The organism is Spirosoma montaniterrae (genome assembly GCF_001988955.1).
In the GTDB taxonomy this organism is placed as follows: domain Bacteria; phylum Bacteroidota; class Bacteroidia; order Cytophagales; family Spirosomataceae; genus Spirosoma; species Spirosoma montaniterrae.
On sequence record NZ_CP014263.1, the window covers coordinates 5,429,610 to 5,451,851 of the forward strand.

The 22,242-nt window shown below is 53.0% G+C and carries 18 protein-coding genes; 9 read left to right on the forward strand and 9 right to left on the reverse strand.

Annotation, left to right across the window (positions count from 1 at the left end; all coding sequences use genetic code 11):
* Window positions 1-5 precede the first annotated feature (5 nt).
* From AWR27_RS23365 to treF, 7 genes are all read right to left on the reverse strand, one after another.
* Window positions 6-1,175, reverse strand: a complete 1,170-nt coding sequence (locus tag AWR27_RS23365; RefSeq protein ID WP_077133414.1) for a glutathionylspermidine synthase family protein — start codon at window positions 1,173-1,175, stop codon at window positions 6-8.
* 167 nt (window positions 1,176-1,342) lie between these two features.
* Complete coding sequence (locus AWR27_RS23370; RefSeq protein ID WP_077133415.1) at window positions 1,343-1,843, reverse strand: DUF2335 domain-containing protein; 501 nt, start codon at window positions 1,841-1,843, stop codon at window positions 1,343-1,345.
* A gap of 9 nt (window positions 1,844-1,852) precedes the next feature.
* The gene (locus AWR27_RS23375) at window positions 1,853-2,206 is read right to left on the reverse strand and encodes a hypothetical protein (protein ID WP_083732951.1); all 354 of its coding nucleotides are present in this window, start codon (window positions 2,204-2,206) and stop codon (window positions 1,853-1,855) included.
* 55 nt (window positions 2,207-2,261) lie between these two features.
* Entirely contained in the window at window positions 2,262-3,917 is a 1,656-nt protein-coding gene (locus tag AWR27_RS23380) for a glycerol-3-phosphate dehydrogenase/oxidase (RefSeq protein ID WP_077133416.1), read from the reverse strand.
* Window positions 3,918-4,020: 103 nt separating this feature from the next.
* Complete coding sequence (locus tag AWR27_RS23385) at window positions 4,021-4,635, reverse strand: Cj0371 family chemotaxis-regulating polar lipoprotein (RefSeq protein WP_077133417.1); 615 nt, start codon at window positions 4,633-4,635, stop codon at window positions 4,021-4,023.
* Between the two features lie 98 nt (window positions 4,636-4,733).
* Window positions 4,734-5,486 carry a hypothetical protein gene (locus AWR27_RS23390; protein WP_077133418.1) on the reverse strand — a complete coding sequence of 251 codons (753 nt, stop codon included), beginning with the start codon at window positions 5,484-5,486 and terminating at the stop codon, window positions 4,734-4,736.
* Between the two features lie 102 nt (window positions 5,487-5,588).
* Window positions 5,589-7,103, reverse strand: coding sequence for an alpha,alpha-trehalase TreF (gene treF / locus AWR27_RS23395; RefSeq protein ID WP_077133419.1), 1,515 nt, complete (start codon window positions 7,101-7,103; stop codon window positions 5,589-5,591).
* A 116-nt stretch (window positions 7,104-7,219) separates the two neighbouring features.
* Here treF and AWR27_RS23400 point away from each other — a divergent pair, with 116 nt between their 5' ends.
* From AWR27_RS23400 to AWR27_RS23415, 4 genes are read left to right on the forward strand one after another with little or no spacing between them, the layout of a single operon-like run.
* A complete protein-coding gene (locus AWR27_RS23400) occupies window positions 7,220-8,470 on the forward strand; it encodes an MFS transporter (RefSeq protein WP_077133420.1) in 1,251 nt (416 codons plus the stop codon).
* A gap of 46 nt (window positions 8,471-8,516) precedes the next feature.
* Window positions 8,517-10,484 (forward strand): M1 family metallopeptidase, encoded by a 1,968-nt coding sequence (locus AWR27_RS23405; protein WP_077134171.1) that lies wholly within the window; start codon window positions 8,517-8,519, stop codon window positions 10,482-10,484.
* An 18-nt stretch (window positions 10,485-10,502) separates the two neighbouring features.
* The gene (locus AWR27_RS23410; protein WP_077133421.1) at window positions 10,503-10,997 is read left to right on the forward strand and encodes an NADH-quinone oxidoreductase subunit C; all 495 of its coding nucleotides are present in this window, start codon (window positions 10,503-10,505) and stop codon (window positions 10,995-10,997) included.
* A gap of 32 nt (window positions 10,998-11,029) precedes the next feature.
* The gene (locus AWR27_RS23415; RefSeq protein WP_077133422.1) at window positions 11,030-12,676 is read left to right on the forward strand and encodes a hypothetical protein; all 1,647 of its coding nucleotides are present in this window, start codon (window positions 11,030-11,032) and stop codon (window positions 12,674-12,676) included.
* A 238-nt stretch (window positions 12,677-12,914) separates the two neighbouring features.
* Here AWR27_RS23415 and AWR27_RS23420 read toward each other — a convergent pair whose 3' ends face one another.
* Window positions 12,915-13,370, reverse strand: coding sequence for a hypothetical protein (locus tag AWR27_RS23420; protein WP_077133423.1), 456 nt, complete (start codon window positions 13,368-13,370; stop codon window positions 12,915-12,917).
* Window positions 13,371-13,432: 62 nt separating this feature from the next.
* On the opposite strand from AWR27_RS23420, the gene AWR27_RS23425 reads away from it, so the two are divergent.
* Complete coding sequence (locus AWR27_RS23425; RefSeq protein ID WP_077133424.1) at window positions 13,433-13,729, forward strand: SCP2 sterol-binding domain-containing protein; 297 nt, start codon at window positions 13,433-13,435, stop codon at window positions 13,727-13,729.
* Between the two features lie 94 nt (window positions 13,730-13,823).
* Window positions 13,824-15,236: a Gfo/Idh/MocA family protein gene (locus tag AWR27_RS23430; protein WP_077133425.1), complete on the forward strand. Its 1,413-nt coding sequence runs from the start codon at window positions 13,824-13,826 to the stop codon at window positions 15,234-15,236.
* A gap of 97 nt (window positions 15,237-15,333) precedes the next feature.
* On the opposite strand, the gene AWR27_RS23435 is transcribed toward AWR27_RS23430, so the two are convergent.
* Entirely contained in the window at window positions 15,334-15,993 is a 660-nt protein-coding gene (locus tag AWR27_RS23435; RefSeq protein ID WP_077133426.1) for a hypothetical protein, read from the reverse strand.
* A gap of 287 nt (window positions 15,994-16,280) precedes the next feature.
* On the opposite strand from AWR27_RS23435, the gene AWR27_RS23440 reads away from it, so the two are divergent.
* From AWR27_RS23440 to AWR27_RS23450, 3 genes are all read left to right on the forward strand, one after another.
* The gene (locus AWR27_RS23440; RefSeq protein ID WP_077133427.1) at window positions 16,281-17,297 is read left to right on the forward strand and encodes a GntR family transcriptional regulator; all 1,017 of its coding nucleotides are present in this window, start codon (window positions 16,281-16,283) and stop codon (window positions 17,295-17,297) included.
* Between the two features lie 150 nt (window positions 17,298-17,447).
* The gene (locus tag AWR27_RS23445; RefSeq protein WP_077133428.1) at window positions 17,448-20,672 is read left to right on the forward strand and encodes a SusC/RagA family TonB-linked outer membrane protein; all 3,225 of its coding nucleotides are present in this window, start codon (window positions 17,448-17,450) and stop codon (window positions 20,670-20,672) included.
* Between the two features lie 12 nt (window positions 20,673-20,684).
* Window positions 20,685-22,196: a RagB/SusD family nutrient uptake outer membrane protein gene (locus AWR27_RS23450; protein WP_077133429.1), complete on the forward strand. Its 1,512-nt coding sequence runs from the start codon at window positions 20,685-20,687 to the stop codon at window positions 22,194-22,196.
* Window positions 22,197-22,242: the final 46 nt, after the last annotated feature.

Here is a 22,242-nt window from a genome sequence, read left to right on the forward strand (position 1 = left end):
ACTGCTCACTGAACAAGGTGCCCTACGAATCCGGCAGTATTGTCGATGATGAGTCCACCTCGCCGGAAACCTAACCCGCAGGCTTCACCCGCGTAGAATACGCCTGCCTGATATGTATGTCCGGCGGCATCCTGTGGAAACTGAACATATTCCTGATAGATTTTCGGGTAGTCGCCATAGTCACCGTCAGCGGCTGTGCGTTCGGAACCGTCGGCATTCAGGATACGGACGTTGGCTCCCTCGCGCCCGAACAGCACTTTCTCAACGCAGGCTTTTCCGGTCAGTGGCTTCGTGTCGGCTTCGAGCAGCAACGGATGATTGGGGTATAGCTCCCAGAGAATTTTCAGGATGTATTTCGACTGAAACAGGAGCGTATAGGCTGGATTAAGAATAACGGCCAGCCGCTTCCGTACAATCTCCGTCAGGATTTCGATCAGGTCCGGTTCTTCTTCGGCCATCGACTCCCACGGCACTAATTTGAACCAGAAATCAAGTTTTTCAAATTCGCTGGTTTTCGAGTTCAACCAGAAAATACCTTCTTCTGCCGAGAACTCAACGCTGTCGATAAAGTCGAACTCGGTTTCAAACCCGGCTTCGCTGGCTGCTTCGCCAATCAGGGCTACGTTGGCGTCATCTTCCGGTACTTCACGCATGGCCGACAGCAGCAGCGTAGGTTGCAGGTCAGGGTTCACGGCCAATAGCTCCTCAAATTGCCCTGTCAGCGTTTCAAACACGGCGTTGAACTGCTGGCCTTCATCTAAGCCATTGGCTTTCAGATGCGCGTACTGTACCACTGCCGTTTCGGGCAGGCAGGTAGCCGTGTCGGCGTTGAATTCAATCAGCTTGATTGGCTGACCATCGATGCCACCCGCCAGGTCGAACCGACCGTAAAGGTGAATATGGCGGTCATCGTCCCAGGAGAGTTTAATCAGGTCAATCAGATTGGTTGGGATACCTAATTCAGCAAAGCGATTGGTGTCGATAACATGCTGACCAGCAGCCACAAACATCTCAAATAACTCGTTAGCTGCTTCGGCATAAGCATCGGCTTCGCTGGGCGTAATCGTCAGAACTTCATTGGTTAGATAGGGTAGCGTGTCCTTACCAAGCATCCAGTCCCAGCCAAGATTGCGGAGTTGGACGTCGGGCGATACACGAAGTGCTTGTAGAGTCATAAAAGGCAGCGATTGAGTTAGGTTGCTGCTGCAAAGCAAGGCACCTGCTCACTATATACGCTTATATTTTACGTAAAGTGTTGCTGACGCTGATAGTCGGCGTAAGTAGAGTTAGTAATGTACGATTGGGAACGAAAAACTCAATATTAACCAGTTTAATAATGTAATTATTTCTTGGAGAAAGCTTTCTCTTCTAAATCTTTCTTCTGACTTTCTTTACCTTTTAAAAAAGCGACTCCCAAGGTGATCAAACCACTTGTTGACAATCCCACCCCAGCCCAATCGTGCCCTTCCAATATACACCATGTGCCACAACCAACGGTGGATAAGCCAAGAATTAATGCAAACCACTGCCCTAATTGACTCTGGAAAGTTTGCCTGCCAACTGCTACTTTCTCCAAAGACATTCTATGACGTGCCTGCTCTTCAAAAATTGTCACAATTCTGTCTGCACCGTTTGGCACAGCCTCATTATATTCTATGAGTGTTTCTGGAGCTGGCAATGGTCCACTGTGTTCTTTGACCACGCTTATAGCTACTGTTTCAATTAATTTCCCCCTTTTGTCAGGAGAAAGACCCCGCAATATATCGGGGTCTTTCCTATTAATTTCTCTCTCAATGTGCGCGACAAGAGCCTTTTTCTCCTTCGGTGATCCTGTAGATTCCACAATAAGTTATTATTCTTGCAACTGACGTTGATATGTGTTCAGAACGCTATCAATCGCAGATTGCAAATCTTGTCCCACTAAACAAAAGTCGTTGGCAATGGCTAGTCTGTCAGCTTCGTTGCTACTTTCCGAAGTATTGAACTCAAAGTAGTTTCCACCTAAGTTTACAACTGTACCCATACCACTCAAAAAAGAAGGAACTGAGTACAGGAAATCAGTACGGCACTTAAAACCATCCCCTTTCATTAAGTACTTGCTCATAAGTATTTCCGTTTGGGGTTGCAAATTTAGCACGAATAAAAAACTTGTTTGAATAAAAACAATCAAGAATGAAAAAATTTCTCTCTTGATCGTCTTATCCACTAGTCTTTACACATGAATAACTTATTCTACTTATGTATGTTGTACAAGTTTTAAACTAATATAACATGATCTCCGAAACGAAGCTCGATAGCCCCGCTCGTTTGCGGAACGACGCCAGCAGGTTCTGATAAGCGGTGATCTGTTCGCGGCTTTGCGTATCGCTCCAGCCGAGTTCAGTAGCCATCAGGTGGGCAATTTTCGGAGTGATTTGGGCGGTCAACTGCCAGTCGGCAAGTTCGAGTCGCCAGCGTCGGGCCAGCACGTCGCGGGGTGTCATCGCCATTTCCTGGCGCACCTGATAAACGACCTCGGCGGCAATAAACGGCTGGTTATCAGTCAATCGTTCGGCCAGTTCCGGTTGTTCATGGGTGAGTTGAGCCACTCGTTCGGCGCGGGTGCCATAGGTACGCATCAGATGCTGGCAAACGTCGGCGGGCAGATTATACCGGCTCTGTAGCGTTGCCCAGTCATCGAAGCGGTAGTTCTCGCCCCCCACCAAATAATGCGTTTCGGTTGAGCCTTTAGCGGTCTGACTCAGTATCTCGCCTACACGGTCGATGGCATCCTGAGCCATCAGCCGGTAAGTAGTCCATTTGCCACCCAGCAAACTCAATAGCCCCGATTGTGGGTCGTGTTCAACCTCGTGGTCGCGCAGCAGCGTTTTGGTATCGGCCCGGCTGCTCACAATGAGCGGACGAATGCCGCCAAAGCCCGATTGCACCGCCGAACGGTCGGGTGTTTTGGCTAAGTAGGGTTGTAGCGTTTCGAGCAGGTAATCGACCTCGGCGGGTTCGAGAACGGGTTCGCTGTTAAGATCGCGGTAGTCATCGTCGGTAGTACCCACGAAGACTTTGTCTTCAAACGGAATGGCAAACACCACCCGCCCATCCGACGTTTTCGGGATCAGGATAGCACAGTCGCTGTTAAGCGTTTCGCGGGGCAGTACGATATGCACACCCTTGCTGGGCCGGATGCGCCGGTCGAGGGTGGGGTTTGCCAGCAGCCGAACGGCATCGCTATACGGTCCGGTGCAGTTTAGAAATAGTTTGGCCCGAATGGTAAACGTTTCGCCCGTCAGTTCGTCCTGAACGGTGGCAGCGGTCAGCATTCCGTCTTTTTTGTCGAAACCCGTAACCGCTACATAGTTGGCAACGGCGGCACCGGCTTCGTCGGCAGAATGGGTCAGTGCCAGCGCGTAGCGGGCATCGTTCAATTGGCCGTCGTAATACAGCACCGCGCTGTGCATCCGGGGCGTCAGCATCGGCGATTTGGCGAAGGCTTCTTTTTTACTGAGCCAGCGGCCCTGCGGGAACGAATCGTGGCGGGCAAAAAAACTGTAGAGTTGGAGACCAATGGAAATATACAACCCCTCGAACGCACTGAAAACGGGCGTCAGCAGGGCGAGCGGATGGGCCAAATGCGGAGCATTGCGGAGCACGGTCCGGCGTTCGGCCAAACCGTGTCGTACCTGCTTCAACTGCGCTAAATCGAAATTTTTTACAGCCTGTTCGAGATACCGAACCCCACCGTGGATAAGCTTGGTAGACCGGGCGGAGGTCTCACCCGAAAAATCGCCCCGATCAACGAGAGCTACGCGGTAGCCGCGCAGAGCCGCATCTAAAGCCGCTCCGGCACCACTTGCCCCCGCTCCGATTATACAAATATCAAACAATTCCTGCCGCAGCCGCTCTACATTTTTTTGCCGATCCATACGGCAAAGTTACGGCTTTTCAAGTTGGAAGACAGTCACATAACGAAAGCTTAATGGTTTAGTAGCCAACTATTTGTTATGCCCGATAACCGATGGTTAAGCATTAACCCGAAAAGCCTCGCCCCCGGCTGCCGCCGAAGAAACCACTACGCCCGCCCGATGGTCGTGTTGTGCGCACTACGCGCGACCCGCGAACATTCTCGCTGATTTGCGTCGAGCGTTGGTACAGTCCCGGATTGGCATAAACGCCCGCGCCATAGCGTCGTTGGTCATTAGCGTATTGTGGAGCTGTTGAGCGGCCCAGCATATACCCCAGACTACCCCATAAGAGTACGTTTGCCAGGCCGTTGCTGTGATGATAGCCCGACGGATTGTTCAGGTACGTGCGCGTCGATTGGTCGTTTTCTACCAGTCGGCGGGCGGCTTCAACGCCGAGCGTATCGCGGTGGCCGTCGTAGTAGCTAACAACGGCACCGGCTTCGCCCGGTTTGGCTTCTACTTCGTCGGTGATTTTAAAATTGCCGGGTGAGGTTTCGGTGATAAACGTCCGAACGCCCCGGTTAAACGTGGTTTCGGTGCGGGCTTCTTCGCGGTCGGATTGCCCGTTGCCGCAACTTTGAAGCAGCACAGTGCCATTGAGCAGTGCTAAGCTCAGCGTGGTGCTGAGGGTAATGTCTTTAACACGCCGGAGAACGGCATGTCGGCGGAGCGGAGTCATAATCGAATTAGTTCAGATTCAACTACTAAACTACCAGACTACGCGCCGGGTTGCAATAAGATTCGGATAAGATGCTTCCGAAACCGCCCGAACGGTTCTTAGAACGGACGGTGCTGATTGCCAAACAACAACGATAAACCACCCGACACGCTCACTAAGCCCACAGGCCGGGTTGCATTGACTATGTTGGTTTGAACCCGCCCGTTACCGTCCCAGACTTTAGTAGTAAGGTTCGTGAACTCAAATTGGGCGTGGGTGTAATCGGCGTTGACGTGAAAGGCAATACTGCGGCCCGCCCGATAGCGAAGCGTTAGGCCACCCCCCCACGATGTAGCCATACTTGTTCCGCCGGTTGTTTCAACGCCCATGCTCAGGTTGCCGAAATTGCCACTTTGCGCAGTAGCGGGCAGAATGGCCTGCGCCCGGCCCGCAAGCAACCGCGCATCGACCGAAAACAGGCCCATCGGCACAGCTATATACGGCCCGGCCATAACGCTCGTGATGGTATATTTACCAGTCTGTGCCACCCAAACATCGGCATCATTACGCACAATGTCGCCCAGAATAGCGTTTGTACTCAGGCCATTACGGTGTTGTTCGCCCCGAACCATAAGACCGATGGAGCCAATCAGTTTGTAGCCTGCCGACGCATTCAGCGACAGGCCATGCTGGGCCATACCCGCCTGCTCATCAGCCGCCGACATGCTGCTGAATCGACCCACGGGTACACTCCCCCCCACCGATGCAGCCAGGAAGCCTCTCTTGGTCTGACGCGATAAAATAAACGCTTTCTGACTAAACGAAACGGTCGTCATACCGGCGGCCAACACGGTTAAAATGAGCTTCTTCATGGCTAACGTACCTGTTATACACAGTTGCTAACAAATACAGTGCCATGTTTTGTTGAATGGTTGAATGATAGAATGGTTGAATGGAGTAGCAGGAGCATTCAATCATTCAACCATTCTATCATTCAACGCCAGGTACACCCCGTTTGTCCAGCCGAAGCCGTCCTGGTTTGGGTATTCGCCCCCGCCCGTGGTGAGCGCGGCATCGACCACGTTGTATTTTTCCATCATCTTGCCCGTGGCTTTGAAAACCTTGTCGTTCAGGGCCAGCCAGCGGTCGCGGCCTTCGTGGGCGGTTTCGGTAAAGCCGTAGTTCATTAACCCTTCGTACACAATCCATTGCAGGGGTGCCCAGCCGTTGGGCCAGTCCCACTGTTGGCCAGAGTTGACGAGCGTTGTTACCCAGCCGCCCGGCTGTAGGAAATCCGTTTTGAGCCGGTCGTGTACGCGGGCGGCCTGTTCGGGCGTGGCAAGGTTGAAAAACAGCGGAAACACACCCGCGAGTGTCAGAGCCGGGGTTTGTTGCTTTTTCACGAAATCGTAGTCGTGGAAAAAGCCGGTTTCATCATTCCAGAAGGTATTCTGAATATGTGTTCGGCGCAGTGTTGCTGCTTCCTGATGCGGTTGCCCAACATCGGCATGACCAACCTGGCCCCAGGCATCGGAAATTGTTGTTTCGAGCGAAAACAGCAGACAGTTCAAGTCAATCGGCACGATGTCGGCGGTGTGGATGGTTGCCAGCTTGTGCGGGTCGGCAAACCACCGGCTACTAAAATCCCAGCCCGATTCGCAGGCCGCCCGAATGTGCGTATATAGAATTTCGGGCGCAACGCCCAGTGCTTCGGCTTCGAATGTCAGTTCAATCTCCTGCCGATACGCTTCGGGCCGGGGGGTGGGCGTATCGTCCCAATAACGATTTAAAATGATGTTTTCGCCCACAGCTACCACGCGCCGGTACGCGGGCGTATGCTCATCTACCTGATCGGCCCCTGCCATCCAGAATTTATATTCCTGCTGAAGCGCACTGACATGCTCGAACTTGATGATTGGCTCCGACGTAGCCTCAGCTAAGAGGTTGACCATAAGCGCATAAAAGGGCGGCTGCGACCGGCTCAGGAAATACGTTCGGTTGCCGTTCGGAATGAAGCCGAGCGAATTAGCCAGGTGATAAAAATTTTGGAGCATTTGCCAGATCTGGTCGGTTCGCCCGGCTTCTTTCAGCCCCAGCATGGTGAAGTAGCTGTCCCAATAAAAGATTTCGCGGAACCGCCCACCCGGCACCACATACGGATGCGGCAGCGGCACCCGCGAGTCGCCCGGTACGGGCACGTCGGCGGGGCGCGTGAGCCGGTCCCACAGGCGGTCGATATGTTCGGCGGTCGAAAGTGTCGTATCGCTCACGTAATCTGAAGCTACCTGGCCCGGCAGCTCGAAATGCGTTCGTACAAACGCGCTCAGGTCAAATCCCGGCTGTTGTTTTTCGGTCAGATACTCCGCCAGAATCGTTTCGGGGGCTGCTTTAGGTATGCAATCGACAAAGGTTTTGGAATCCGGGAAGACGCGGCCTAACTGCACGTCGCGGAAAAGTTCGCCGAAAAGAATGTCGGGAGTAGGAGTCATTTTTTGGGACACAGAGATGCACAAAGAAGCACAAAGATACACGGAGAGATTATGCGATTTTGTCCTCTGCGTATCTCTGTGCTTCTTTGTGCATCTCTGTGCCCCAACCCCACTATATGATTCGCGTTAAACTATCTCTTCTCCTGAATTACTTCGTATTCGCCATTCTGCTCAACAGCGTTGGAACGGTGATTTTGCAGGTACAAAACAACTACGGCGTGGCCGAATCGAGTGCCAGCGTGCTCGAAGCGTTCAAAGACCTGACCATTGCGGTCGTATCGTTTTTAGTGGCGTCATACATCACGCGCATCGGCTACAAACGGGCTATGCTTGCGGCTCTCGCCCTCGTGATGCTGGCCTGCCTGCTGATGCCACAGGTGCCTGCTTTCTGGACTACCAAACTGCTGTTTGCCGCTACCGGAGCCGGTTTCGCGCTGATAAAAGTCTCGATTTTCGCCACCATCGGCCTGATTACCAACGACCGGAACGAGCATGCCAGTTTTATGAACTTCCTCGAATCGTTTTTCATGATTGGCGTTTTGTCGGGTTATTTTCTGTTCAGCGCGTTTGTAGATGACGCCAATCCGCAATCAACAGCCTGGCTAACGGTTTACTATGTACTGGCCGCCATTGCAGGGCTGGCCTTTCTGCTGCTGCTGACAACGCCCATCGACGAGTCGAAGGTGAAGCGCGAAGCTTCTACGGGTTTTGTCGATGATTTGGGCGATATGCTCCGGCTGGTGCTGCTGCCAACGGTGCTGGTATTTGTGCTGACGGCTTTTGTGTATGTGCTGATGGAACAGGGTATTATGAGCTGGTTGCCAACCTTTAACAGCAAAATTCTGAACCTTCCTACCTCGCTCAGCATTCAGATGGCAAGCATTCTGGCGGCCAGTACGGCACTGGGGCGGTTTCTGGCCGGGCTGCTGCTGCGTCGGGTGTCGTGGTACTGGCTGTTGATGACTTGTCTGGTCATCTCGGGCGGATTAGTGCTGCTGGCTCTGCCGTTGGCTGCGGGCGTTGGTGGGCAGGCTGTAACGGGCTGGGGCGACGCTCCGCTGGCTGCGTTCGTGTTTCCAATGATCGGGCTGTTTATTGCACCTATTTACCCAGCCATCAACTCGGCCATTCTGAGCAGTTTGCCGCTGCATCAGCACGGGCCAATGGCAGGACTGATCGTGATTTTTTCGGCCCTCGGCGGCACCACGGGGTCTATCATTACCGGCTATGTGTTTGAAACCTACGGCGGCCAGACCGCTTTCTATTTCTCGCTCGTTCCGATTGGCCTGTTGCTCGTTCTGATTACCGTCTTCAGCCGATTTGTCGGCACAAACGTGGTGGCAACCGTAAGCGGTGGCGGGCATTGACTGAAACCATACTGGACATTGGTACTGTGTTGACTATTAGATGGTTATGAATCAATTAGTTGCTTCTATACTGCTTTGCTGTTCAGTATTCGCCAGCTACGCGCAATCGCCAAAGCCCATTTTCGCGCAGCCACTTAGTCCGCGTTTGGCAAATTATCAGATCGACGTGTCGCTCGACCCGGCTACTAAAAAGCTGACAGGCCGCGAAACGCTGACGTGGCGTAATCCCTCGAACGATGTGATTCGGGAATTGCGGTTTCATCTGTATCTCAACGCTTTCCGTGACGAAAAATCGACATTTATGCGCGAGTCGGGCGGGCAGTTGCGGGGCAATGAGATTGATCGAAATGCTAAAGAAAACCCGTATGGCTCTATCGATATTACGTCGATGAAGGTTCGCGGTCAACCGGGGCGGGCATCCGAAGCGTTGGCTTACGAGTTTATTCAACCCGACGATAACAACCGCGACGACCGCACAGTGATTCGGGTGCCGCTGAGCAAACCCGTTGGGCCGGGCGAGACCATTGTACTCGATATAGCGTTCCGGTCTAAACTGCCTGCGATTTTTGCCCGCACCGGTTTCAGCCGCGATTATTTCTTGGTGGGTCAGTGGTTTCCGAAAATCGGGGTGTACGAACCCGCCGGAACACGTTATGCAAAGACGGGTCAATGGAATTGCCATCAGTTTCACGCCCACTCGGAATTCTACGCTGACTACGGCGTTTATGACGTGAACATCACCACGCCGAACGAATACGTTATTGGTGCTACAGGTCTGAAAGTCAGCGAAAAAACAGGCCCGAAAAATACACGCATCAGCCGCTGGCATGCCGAAGACGTAGTTGATTTTGCCTGGACGGCTTCTCCGCATTTTCTGGTCGTAGATGGCTTCTGGAAACGACCTTCCGCAGGCTCGGTTGCCATTCGGTTGCTCATGCAGCCTGAACATGCACATCAGGCCGACCGGCACATGGATGCGGCCAAAGCAGCACTGGCCTATTTCGATAAACACCTCGGTCGCTACCCATTTCCGAATCTGACCGTTGTTGATCCCCCGTTTCATGGCAACGGCTCGGCGGGCATGGAATATCCCACGTTCATCACGGCAGGAACCGTTTCATTCCTGCCCGAAAACGTTCGCGCCCCCGAAGCCGTAACGGTGCATGAGTTTGGGCATCAGTATTTTATGCAGTTGCTGGCGAGTAATGAATTTGAAGAAGCCTGGCTCGATGAAGGGTTTAATCAATACTACGAAGGCCGGATTATGGACGCTACCTACGGCCTGCGCACGTCGCAGATAGACCTGTTTGGCTTCCGAATCGGCGACACTGAAACCGCCCGCGACAGTTACGTGCATCAGGAAAATCCGGCTATCGGCTCATCGTTCGGCAATACATGGCAACTGCCCGACGGTCAGTATGGTGTGTTAACGTATATGAAAACGGCAACGTGGCTCCGCACCCTCGACGGGCTGGTGGGCCGACCTGTGATGGACGAAATCATGCAGACGTATTTTCGGCGTTGGCAGTTCAAACACCCTAATGCACAGAATTTTATCGACATCGTAAATGAGATTGTACCGAAGCGACTCGGGCAACGATATGGCTTCGATATGAACTGGTTTTTCGAGCAGGTGTTGTACGGCGAAAAAGTGATTGATTACCAGCTACAATCGCTCAGAAACCGGAAGCGAAATGGTCGCCAACAACAACTCATCACGGTGTTGCGTAATTTTGATGGGCAGATGCCGGTAGACGTGCGGGTGCATTTCGAGGACGGGCGCGAGCTATTGTTGTTCTGGGACGGCAAAGCCCGGCAGCGAACCTTCACGCTCAATGAGAAAAGCAACGTAGTCTGGGCCACGGTCGATCCGAAACAGAAAATTTACATGGACGTGAACCTGAACAACAATAGTCTGACGCTCGAACCTTCGTCGGCACCGGCGGTTAAGTTTGCGGCCAAGTTCCTGTTCTGGGTGCAGAACTGGATGCAGTGGCTGGCCTGGCTGGCCTAACAGATAACCAACTCAACTATGACCTTTCCTGAGATTAACACGCTCATTCAAAGCCAGTTCGGTGCAGACACGTTTGTTGCCAACACAGCTAATCCGCAGCCATTTCTGATCGTTCCTGCCGACCGGCTGGTGGAACTTTGCTCGTTTCTACGCAACGATGAGCGGCTGTTTTTCGACCTGCTGGCCTGCGTAACGGCCATCGACAACGGCCCCGGCGAGTCTAAGCCGGACGCCAATACGATGGACATGATCTATAACCTGACCTCGATTCCATACGAACACGATCTGATGCTGCGCGTAACGGTGCCGCGTAACGCGCCCGTTGTGCCGAGCCTTGCCCACCTCTGGCGCACCGCCGACTGGCACGAGCGCGAAGCGTTCGACCTGGTAGGCGTTCAATTCACCAACCACCCCGACCTGCGCCGAATATTGCTCCCTACCGATTGGGTTGGGCACCCGCTCCGCACCGATTATGTGGAAGAGGAGCAGTATCATGGCATAAAAACAAAATGAATAAAATGTTGAACAGTCAACATTGACGACCTATGCCGCATCGCTGCCTATTTCTTTTTATCATTCTTTCGGTTCCGCTGTTTGCCCAAACACCCGACTCGGTAACGGTAACGGGGCGCATTCGGAACCTGTCGGCCCGGCTCTACCGCGAGTCGCCAACGGTGCTGGTGAGCCGGAACAACATTTTGCAGGCCGGGCGTGAGTTCATACGTCCGGCTCCACTCAATGCCGATGGCACGTTTCGGGTAACGATGCCGCTCGTCTACGCACAGGAGGAAATGTATTTCAACTACGGGCGCATATCAACGCCCTTTCTGGCCGCGCCCGGTACACTGACCATCGACCTGAACGCCGACTCGCTGTTCACGGCTTCGGTGCCGTTTCGGTTTGGGGGCGTCAATGCGCAGGTGAATCAGCAGTTTGCCCGATTTAAGGCATTCGAGGCTATATCTCCGCAGAAAACCGACGTAGAGGAACTCCCGGAAAAGGTGCAGAATCTTGACGATCAGAACGCATTCAAGGTTGCCGCGTCGACTTACCAAACTCCGTTTCTGTTGTTTACGCGGCAGGAGAAACCCTTTCCGCTGCTTACGCGCTGGGTGATGTCGGCAGGGAATTACAATGCGGCTTCGTTTCTGTACGACAAAGCGAGCTACGAAAGTAAAGCTATCGTTAAGGTTCTGAACGATTCGCTCCGCCCCCCCAACGACCGCCTGCTGACAGCCGCCCGCGCATCGGCCATGAACCGCTTTGCCGAGTATGTTGTGCAACAGCAGCCTACCACAACGTCGGGCAATACGAATTTATCGGTTCGTACCCTGTCTGGGCTGTTGCTGCGCTATGGCCGTAATCTCACGCCCGATGAACGAAGCCGGTTAGAGACGTTTCAGGAGAAGAACACGGCCATTGCCAACGACCTGCGTTTCTTCACAACAATAATTCGGCGCAACGACGACTCGTTACAACGAATCATAAACTACGAGTCGCTGATTCAACGCGCCGGGAGCGGTTTTGGCAGCGCGTCGGCGGAGTATGTTGCGGCCTATTGGCTGGCCGCAGCACTGCCCGGTCTGACGCTCAATTTTGCCCAACTCCTCTATGACCACGCCCGCCGGCAACTAACCGACCCGGCCCTGACGCTCTCGCTCGATGAACTGTACCGGCTCGAAGTGAAAGACAGCACCCGCATCCGGGCGGCAGTGCAAACCACGCAAAAAGCGAACGGTACGGCCAACGCGCTGGAAATCAGCCCCGGTGTGTTTATTAACCAAAACCCTGTTGCCGACGGGCGCACCCTGTTCGACCGCGTGGTTGATGCTAACCGGGGTAAGGTCGTTTACGTGCTGCTGACTTCGGCAGAAACCGAAGCGGGTCGGCAAGCCGCACTCGATGCCCAGCGTATTAGGGAGCAATACGGCCCGCGCAACGTTGCGCTGGTATATTTGACGCTAATTACGACCGACACTCGCCCGTGGGTTGAGTTCAGCGCGAAACATAACCTCGCGGGCGATCATCTGCTACTGAATGTGGCTCAGATTAGCGACGTGATGGCTTACCTGCGCCCCACCGACGACGTGTCGGCCACGATTATCAACCGTGTCGGCAAGGTAGGCAGACGAAACGCACCTTTGCCGGATGCACCCGAAGAGTTGAGGAAGGTTCTGGAAAAGAATCTATAGACGTATACCAATTTGACATTGCACTGACGTATGGCTGACGCAAAGGGGCTGACGCAGGCGGAGACGCAAGGGGGCTGACGCGAAGGAGACGCAAAGGGTTGCGTCTCTACAATTGACCATCCGACGTAGAGACGCAACCCTTTGCGTCTCCGCCTGCGTCAGCCCCTTTGCGCCTGCGCCAGCCCCCGTTGCGTCTCTACGTGCGTCAGCCATACCCTAAACATGAATCAATTTTGCATTACTCCATTTCGGGCAGGCAATACCAGTAGAGTCCGGCGAAAATAATGCTGAAAAATACGCCGAACGAGGTGTTGAAGGCACCAAAACCGGCCAGAGCCACCGGCCCGATCAGGCCCACCACTATACCGAGCGAATACACCCAAAAGCCTACCCGACGCAGCCGAAACATGAGTACGGCACCAATGAGCGTCAGCAGCGAATAGCCGAACTGAGCCACCGACAACGACCGAATCTGTTCGGGATCGCCGGGCATGGGCTGGTCGCCCGATGCGGCCCGATCTTCAAAATAATCTTTGGGGAGTTTGGCTTTTTCTTCGGGCGTGTAGGTTCGTTCGATGAGGGGCGTAGCGGCTGCGGCATCGGTCTGAATGAACGATACCACCGCATCTATCAGGCCCCATGCACAGCTTAGGAAAGTAAGTACGCAGAGTAACGTCAGAAATTGGGAGCGCATGGTTGGAAAACCTTATTTTAGCGGCAGAGTTTTCACAAAGAAACAACGAAATCCCAGACAAGATGACCTTACAGGAACTCACCGACCAGATTCGGACCAAAGCAGCCCACGCCGACAGCCTTAATGCCACGGCCAAACTCGTAACCGATCAGGGGGTTGTGTACATCGACGCAACCCAATCGCCCGCTATAGTTTCCAACGACGATAAACCCGCCGACTGCGACCTGCACGTCAGCGTGAGCGATCTTGTGAAAATGGGAACGGGCGATCTCAACCCCATGATGGCTTTCATGAGTGGCAAACTTAAAGTGAAAGGCGACATGGGCGTAGCCATGAAAATGGGTCAGGTGATGGGCTAAAAAGTGAAAAGTGAAGAATTAAAAGTGAAAAATGCTGCCTATCCTGCTTTGAGTAGGTGTAGCACTTTTCACTTTTCATTTTTAACTGCCTCCTATGGCTTCTCGTCGTCAGTTTCTTCAAAGCAGTGCGCTTACGGCGGCTGCGTTTTACATTGTGCCACGCCATGTGCTGGGCAAAGGCTACGTAGCTCCGTCCGATAAGTTGAATATTGCGGCTGTTGGCTGTGGCGGCAAAGCAGATTTCAACATCAAACAAGCATATAACGGCGGCACCGATAACATCACGGCCCTGTGTGACGTCGATGACCGGCAGGCCAAAAAATACCGCGCTCAGTTTCCCAACGCGCCCTATTTTCAGGATTACCGCGAGATGCTCGATAAAGCGGGCAAAACGTTCGACGCGGTCATTGTTACCACCCCCGACCATATGCACGCGCCCATTGCTATGGCCGCCATGCAACTCGGCAAGCATGTGTACGTTGAAAAGCCGCTGACGCACGACATCTACGAAGCCCGAATGCTGACCGAAGCCGCCCGCAAATACAAGTGCGTAACGCAGATGGGCAATCAGGGCAGTTCGGGCGATGCCACGCGAGTCATAGAAACGGCGATTCAGAACAAAATCATCGGCCACGTACATACCGTGTATTGCTGGACCAACCGCCCCACGTGGCCGCAGGGAGTGCGGTCGCCGAAAGACAAGGGCGAAAGCCAGCCCATTCCGCCTGAAGTGAACTGGCCGCTGTGGCTCGGCACGGCCCCTAACCGCGACTACCACGAAGCCTACATGCCATTCCGGTGGCGGGGTTACTGGGATTTTGGCACGGGCGCATTGGGCGATATGGGATGCCATTTTATGGACGTGCCGTTTCGGGCGTTGAACCTCAAATATCCTACCTCGGTCGAGTGCAGCGTGGGATCGGTTTATGCCGATTTCTTCAAAGAAGCTTTCTATGACGACGTTTGCCCGCCTTCATCGGCAGTTCACCTGACGTTTCCGTCTGATAGCCGAAAAATCAAAGAAATCAAGTTTTCGTGGTTCGATGGCGGCATCCGGCCCCAATTACCCGAAGGCGTTGAGTATGAGCAGGTATTTCGCGATACCAACGGTGGTATGCTGTTTATCGGCACAAAAGGCATGCTGACAGGCGGGCTGTTTGGCAACAATCCGACGCTGCTGCCCACCAGTAAGTTTGAAGGCAAAGAACTGCCCGCGCCCGAAAAACCGCTCGTAGAAGGCAAAACGGACGGGCACCAGCAGCAGTGGGTGAAAGCCTGCAAAGAAGGCTACGGTGCCTACACGTCGTCGTCGTTCGATCAGAGCGGGCCGCTTACCGAAACCGTGCTGATGGGTAATCTGGCAACGCGCTCGTACCTCGCCCGCGAAGACGGCAAGTTCACGGGCCGGAAGAAACTGCTCTGGGATGGCGAGAATATGAAAATTACCAACTACGACTACGCCAACCAGTTTGTTCGGCGGCAATACAACGGCGGTTATACCCTGTAAAAACCGATCAGACCAAACCGGAAGGCTGTTCCGGTTTGGTCTGATTAACCAGCCGTAAGCACCCTGCGGCTGTATTTGTAGTGGCAGTCTTGCCGGGTTAGTTAAGCTTTAGTTTAAACGTCCCGTTTGTCAGTACAATGTCGTCGGTAGAGCTGGTTTTGCGGTAGCCATTTCCTTCGGGATCAATATCGGAGTCGTAGCCGGTAGTTTTGGTAACAGCTTTATCCTGCGCCTTATCGATCAAACGACCCATTCCGCCGAATACCGTGGCGGCTGCTTTTTCTTTCCAAAGGCTTCCAGCCAGCGAACCGCCGAAAGTGGCTTCGAGCGTACCGTCTGCATTAACTTTTACCTCAATAATCTCATCGTTATTCTGCGATTTGCCCACTTTATACTCCATGCGGGGTGAGCGGGTTTCTTCAACGTATTTGATGGCCGCTATACCTTTGTATTTACCCAATTGCTCGGCCCGTTTACGACTATCTTTGGTATAGGCTTTGTCGGCATCTACCACCAAATACGTACCTGAGGCAAGCGCGTCGGTGCCGTCGTAACTACCGAGCCAGACACGAAGCGACTTGTCGGGGTTGGTGCTGTTGGCGGTAATCCACCAGAACGTGCCGATACGAACCCGGCGCGGCTGCGTGGTGTACGCCTTGCCGTCGATCTGTACGTTCAGCGTGTTATTGTTCGTGATTTGCTGAGCAAAACCATTGGTTGTCAGCGAAATGGCAACGCCAAGGAGGAGTGCTTTCATACGAAAAAAGGCCAGAAGTTTTTCGCATAAACATACTGCGTTTACACGAAATAACCTTCACCTCTTTGAGTCAATGGCTACGGCAATTTCCAACGAACCAGCCTGCTCTGCACTTTCTGGAATTTCTCAGAGTATATTGAAGAAAGATAAACTTATAGTTCATACAGACAGGCTTCAGAAGCAGGCTTGCCTGTTAAGGTGCCCGCCGTTACCGTGAACTGCTCGTTGTTTTGAAGCAAACGTTGATTTTGGTCAATGAAAAACGAAATTAGATATACTGATCGGCTATGCTTTATCACTTACGCGTCAACGATTATTCTAACACGCCCAAATATCAGCAACTGTATAATTCGGTTATAACTGGCATTGAAAATGCCGATATTCTGCCGGGCGACAAACTGCCGTCTATCCACGAAGTATGTGCAGAATTAGACGTGGCGAAAGGAACGGTTGAGCGCGCCTACGATATGCTCAAAGAAAATCAGATCGTAGAGGGCGTAAAAGGCAAAGGGTTTTACATCTGCTATACGCCAACAGGTAAGACGCTTCGTATTTTTCTGCTTTTCAATAAGTTAAGTGCGTACAAGAAAATTATTTACGACGCTTTCGTGGAAACCCTGGGCGCGGGTGCAGGCATCGACTTCTTTGTGTATAACAACGATTTTCGGCTGTTTCGTGAGTTGCTGATCAACCACGCCTACAATCATACCCATTATGTTATTATGCCGCACTTTCGCGAAGAGGGCGAGAAAGCATATGAGCTGATAAATGGCCTACCCAAGCATAAATTAGTGTTGATTGATCGGTTGGTAGAGGGCGTGCAAGGGCAGTACGGGGCCACTTTCCAGAATTTCGAGAAGAATATTTATCAGGCACTAACCGAAGCGTTGCCTATCCTGCGCAAGTATCATACGCTGAATCTGCTGTTCCCGCACTCCTCATATCACCCCAGAAGCATCCAAAGCGGCTTCTATAAATTTTGCTCCGAGTACGATTTCACCGCCAAAATCCTCCATAATATTCACGACGAAACTATCTGCCGGGGCAATGTTTATATCAATCTGATCGAGGAAGATTTGGTAGAGCTGATTCGAAAGATTAAGAACACATCGTATGATCTGGGGCAGGAAGTAGGCCTACTGTCGTATAACGATACGCCACTCAAGGAGTTTCTGCTCGATGGCATCACTGTGTTATCGACCGACTTTGCCCAGATGGGCCGAACCGCTGCACGATTAGTGTTGACTAACAGCCGCGAACACATCGAAAACGCATTCCGACTCATTGTTCGCAAATCGCTCTGATTTTCCGCACATAGAAAATATAAATTTTTATCGATATTATTATAAAATATAGGTAAGTATAGGAAAGTTGCCACGGCAGGGAAGATTTTATTTGAGTGGAAAAACAGGCGACTGTTTGCTTCCTCAACCTTATTTTAACCTGTCTGACTGATGAATTACTTTTCCAAACTAATGCTCCTGCTGGGAATAGCGGGCTGCTTACCCAGCCTAACTGAGGGTACTCCCTCACCGCACACTTCCCGAACCAACGGCCCTGTGCTGGCTTTGCCACTGACACGAACCTTCTCTATGCCAACCGGCAATGCGTCTGCCGAGATAACCGTAACGGGTAAAGTAGCTGATGAACAAGGAAATGGCCTGCCCGGCGTGAGCGTTGTGGTGAAGGGCACTACGCAGGGTACAACCACCGATGGTACGGGCAGTTTCCGAATTGCTGTGCCGAACACAGCCGCTACGTTGGTATTCAGCTTTGTAGGGTATGCCAGGCAGGAAATTGGGGTAGGCAACCAAACGGTCATCAACGTAACACTCTCCCCCGACGATCAAACCCTGAGCGAGATTGTGGTAGTAGGCTATGGTAGTCAGCTAAAGAAAGAAGTGACCGGCGCGGTGCAAACCATTAGCGCACAGGAAATTAAAGACCTGCCCGTGTCGCAGATCGGCCAGAAATTGCAGGGGCGGCTGGCGGGTGTTCAAATCAACCAGACAACCGGAAGGCCCGGAGCGGGGATCAACATCCGAATCCGGGGGCAACTGTCGGTATCGGCTGGTAGCGATCCGCTTTATGTCATCGACGGATTCCCGATTACGGGCAACATTGCCCAGTTGAACCCCGACGAAATCGAAGACATTTCGGTGCTGAAAGATGCCGCGTCAACCTCGTTGTATGGTTCGCGGGCAGCCAATGGCGTAGTGCTGATTACTACCCGTCAGGGCCGACCCAACCAGACCAACATTAGCTTCAATACGTTTGCCGGTATTCAGCAGGTGCCGGAGCGGGGACGCGTGAAAATGCTCGACGCGCAGCAGTTTGCTCAGTTCAAGAAAGAGTTCTTTGAAGATCAGGGCCGCCCGGTGCCGCCAGAATTTGCTAACCCTGCCGACTGGGCCAACAAAAACAACGACTGGTACGGTGCGCTGTTGCGTCAGGCCCCCGTGCAGAGCTACAACCTGACCATTAACTCCAACCGCGAGCGGTCGAACACGTCGGTGGTGGCGGGTTATTTCAACCAGCAGGGTGTAGTGCTCAACAACGAGTACAAACGGTACTCGCTGCGCCTGAACTCGAACTACAAAATCTCCGATAAAGTGGGGATTGGCTTCAACGTAGCTCCGTCATATGTGTTCGACAACACGCCCCGCACCGACGGCGACCGGGGTACGGGCATTCTGTTCAATGCGCTGCACACCTGGCCGGTCATGCCCATCCGCGACAACAACGGTGAACTGACCAAATTCAACACCTTTCCCGGCAGTACGGGCAACATCTTCGCGTATCCGAACTGGGTGCGGGCTGCTGAAGAACTGGTAAACGAAACCCGCAACACCAACCTGCTCTCAAACGCCTATATCACGTATCAACCCATCAAGGGGCTGACGCTCAAATCGACCATGAACGTCGAGTATCTGAACTCAAAGTTCTTTTTCTTCAATCCCTCTACGGCCACCAGTGCTATCAACGTACCGATTCCGACCATTGCTGTATCAATCCGGCAGGCCCGCGAAGATGTGTCGTGGCTGAACGAAAACCTCGTCACGTATAATCGTAGCATCAAAGACCACAATTTTGAACTGCTGGCTGGTTTCACCAATCAATACTTCCGGCAGGATATAACTCATATTCAGGCCGATACTTATGCTGACGACCGGCTGCCAACCATTCAGGGCGCGCTGAATATCAACCGTGCCGCAAACAACCTTCCAATCGGTTCTAATATAGCCATTGGGGCCAACACCGGCAATACGGTCAACGAGTGGGCACTCACTTCGTACCTGTCGCGGCTGACGTACAACTACAAAGGCAAGTATCTGTTTACGGCGGCTATTCGTACCGATGGCAGTAGCCGGTTCGGAGCCAATAACCGCTGGGGTACGTTTCCGTCGGTTTCGGCGGGCTGGGTGTTGTCGGACGAGAACTTCATGAAACGATATTCGACGGTTTCGTTTGCCAAACTGCGGGCCAGTTACGGCATTATCGGCAACAACAACATCGGTAATTACACGCAGTACGCGCTGGTAAACAACACCGTCAATGCTGTTTTTGGCAACAACGTTGCGACTGGCGCGGTGGTCACGTCGCTGGCTAACCCAAACCTCGGCTGGGAAACCACCAACCAGTTCGACCTGGGCCTGGACCTGGGACTGTTGAACGACCGGATTCAGTTTACCTACGACTACTTTTCAAAGCGTACCACCAACTTGCTTTTCGCCGTGCAGATTCCGCAGGAATCTGGTTTTGGGAACTTCAACGACAACATTGGTGAGATAAAGTTCTGGGGGCATGAGTTCTCGGTCAATAGCCGCAACACGGTCGGCAAGCTGAAATGGTCTACCAACGCCAACCTCTCCTTCCTTCGTAACCGCGTACTCGCGCTTGCGCCGGGTATCGACCGGGTTTACGGCAGTTTCCACATCACGCAGGTGGGCCAACCGTTCGGGCAGTTTTACGGGCTGGTAAAAGACGGTTTTTACATGAGTGCCGAAGATGTTCGCAACTCGCCCATTATTCCGGGTCGCTCGGCGGTGGGCACCATCAAGCTGCGTGATGTAAACGGCGACGGTGTAGTTACGTTCGGGGGAGACCGCGACGACCGGGCTATCATCGGCAACCCGTTTCCGAACTTCGTTTACGGCATTACTAACAGTCTGCAATATGGCAAATGGGATTTTTCGGTGGTCGGTTCCGGCTCTCATGGCAATCAGTTGTGGGTACGTCACCTCTACAGCACGGCTAACCTCGATGGAGTGTTCAACATGGTTGAGGGCGTGAAAGACCGCTTCCGGGTCGGCCCCGACGGGCGCGTCATTACGCCCGGCGCGGGTATGTTCGGCGTAACCAATGGCGGAGGGAACTTTACCGGCATCGAGCGCGACTGGCCCAGCAGCCACTTCGTCGCCAATGCGTCTTATTTCACCATCCGTAACATTACGCTGGGTTATAATTTCGAAGCGGTTCGGAAATTCTTTAAGTCGGCACGGGTCTATGCGTCTATCCAGCAGGCGTTTGTCTTTACCAAGTATTGGGGTGGTCCCAACCCCGAAACCAGCGCGCAGGGTGATGGACGGAGCGACGGTGGCAACCTCAGCCCCGGTGTTGATCTCTCAAACTATCCCGTTCCGCGCACCTACACCCTCGGCGTAAACGTCAACTTCTAAACTCCGACCCACATGAAACTTAACTATATAACTACCTGCCTGTTCGCGCTGACACTGACCAGTTGCGAGAAAGATTTTCTTACGGTAACTCCCGAAACCGCACTCAGTTCGGCCACGTTCTTCACCAAAGAAGCCGACTTTCAGCAGGCGGTAAACGGAGCCTACGTACCGCTTCGGCCTATTTTTAACTCATGGGCGTGGATTTTAGGCGAGATGCACTCCGACAACACCTACTATGCCCGTAATGTGTTGTTTGGGGCTGTCGAAAACACGCAAAATATAGCTGACTTTGCCGTGCCGAAATCCAATGGCGTAACGCCGAATAACCCCGTTCTTCAGCAGTTTCGGCTTGATTATCAGATTATTGCCCGAACGAATGAGGTTCTGTCCCGCATCGACAAAGTTACCTTTTCCAGTGCCGACCTCAAGAATAATCTGAAGGGGCAGGCTCTGTTTCTGCGTTCGTTTGCATACTTCGAACTGGTGCGGTATTTCGGCAGAGTGCCCATTCACCTCGAACCCGCAACGGGCCGCACCGATGCCGCCAAGCCCCTCGCGACGGTCGAGGAAGTGTATGCGCTGATTGTTAAAGACGTATCGGAGGCCATTCCATTGCTGCCCAACAAAGCTAAGCAAGAGCCGGGCCGGGTTACGTCGGGTGCTGCCAAGACCCTGCTGGCTAATGTATATATGCACCAGAAAAAGTGGGCTGAAGCCGAAGCATTGATGCGCGACGTCGTTACCAATGATACGTACCGGCTCATGCCCGATTACAACGAAGCCTTCTCGTTTACGAGTGCCAACAAAAACAACGCTGAGTCGGTGTTTGAGGTGCAGTATCTGGAAGGGCCAGCCGGTTTTAACGGCAACCAGATTTATCTGTTCGTGCCAGCTCCCATCACGGCTGCCGAACTGGCCCCTATCACGGGCACCTCGAATCCGCAGCCGCTGTCGCAGGAAAACAACAACATACCAACGCCCGACATCATTGCGGCTTACGAACCCGGCGACAAACGCAAAGATATTTCTATCGGTAGCGTAGTACTGAGCCAGAGTCTGCGCGACAACAAGACGTATCCGTATATCAAGAAATATGCCCGGCCCCATGCTCAGCACCAGAATACGGGGCAGAACTGGCCGGTATATCGCTATGCGGAGGTGCTGCTGTTTCTGGCCGAAGCGCAGATGGAGCAGGGTAAATTAGGTGAGGCCATCACGTACCTGAATCAGGTGCGGACGCGGGCCGGGCTGGCACCTGCTACCGCTTCAACGCAGGCCGCGCTACGGAACGCCATCTATCAGGAACGGCGCGTGGAACTGGCTTTTGAAAACAAACGATGGTTCGATCTGGTCAGAACAGGCCGCGTAAACGAGGTTATTTCGGCCTATGGTGCCCGCGTTAAAGCGAACCCGCAGGCGTATTATTTCCCGGCTGGGGCGGTGCCACCGCCCAATGCGTTCACCAACTTAGACATCTACTACCCGCTGCCAGCGGTAGAGTCTGACCTGTCGCCATTTTTCTAAGACTAACTCCCGTACTCATGGGCTAAAGCCCGTGGGTACGGGTAGG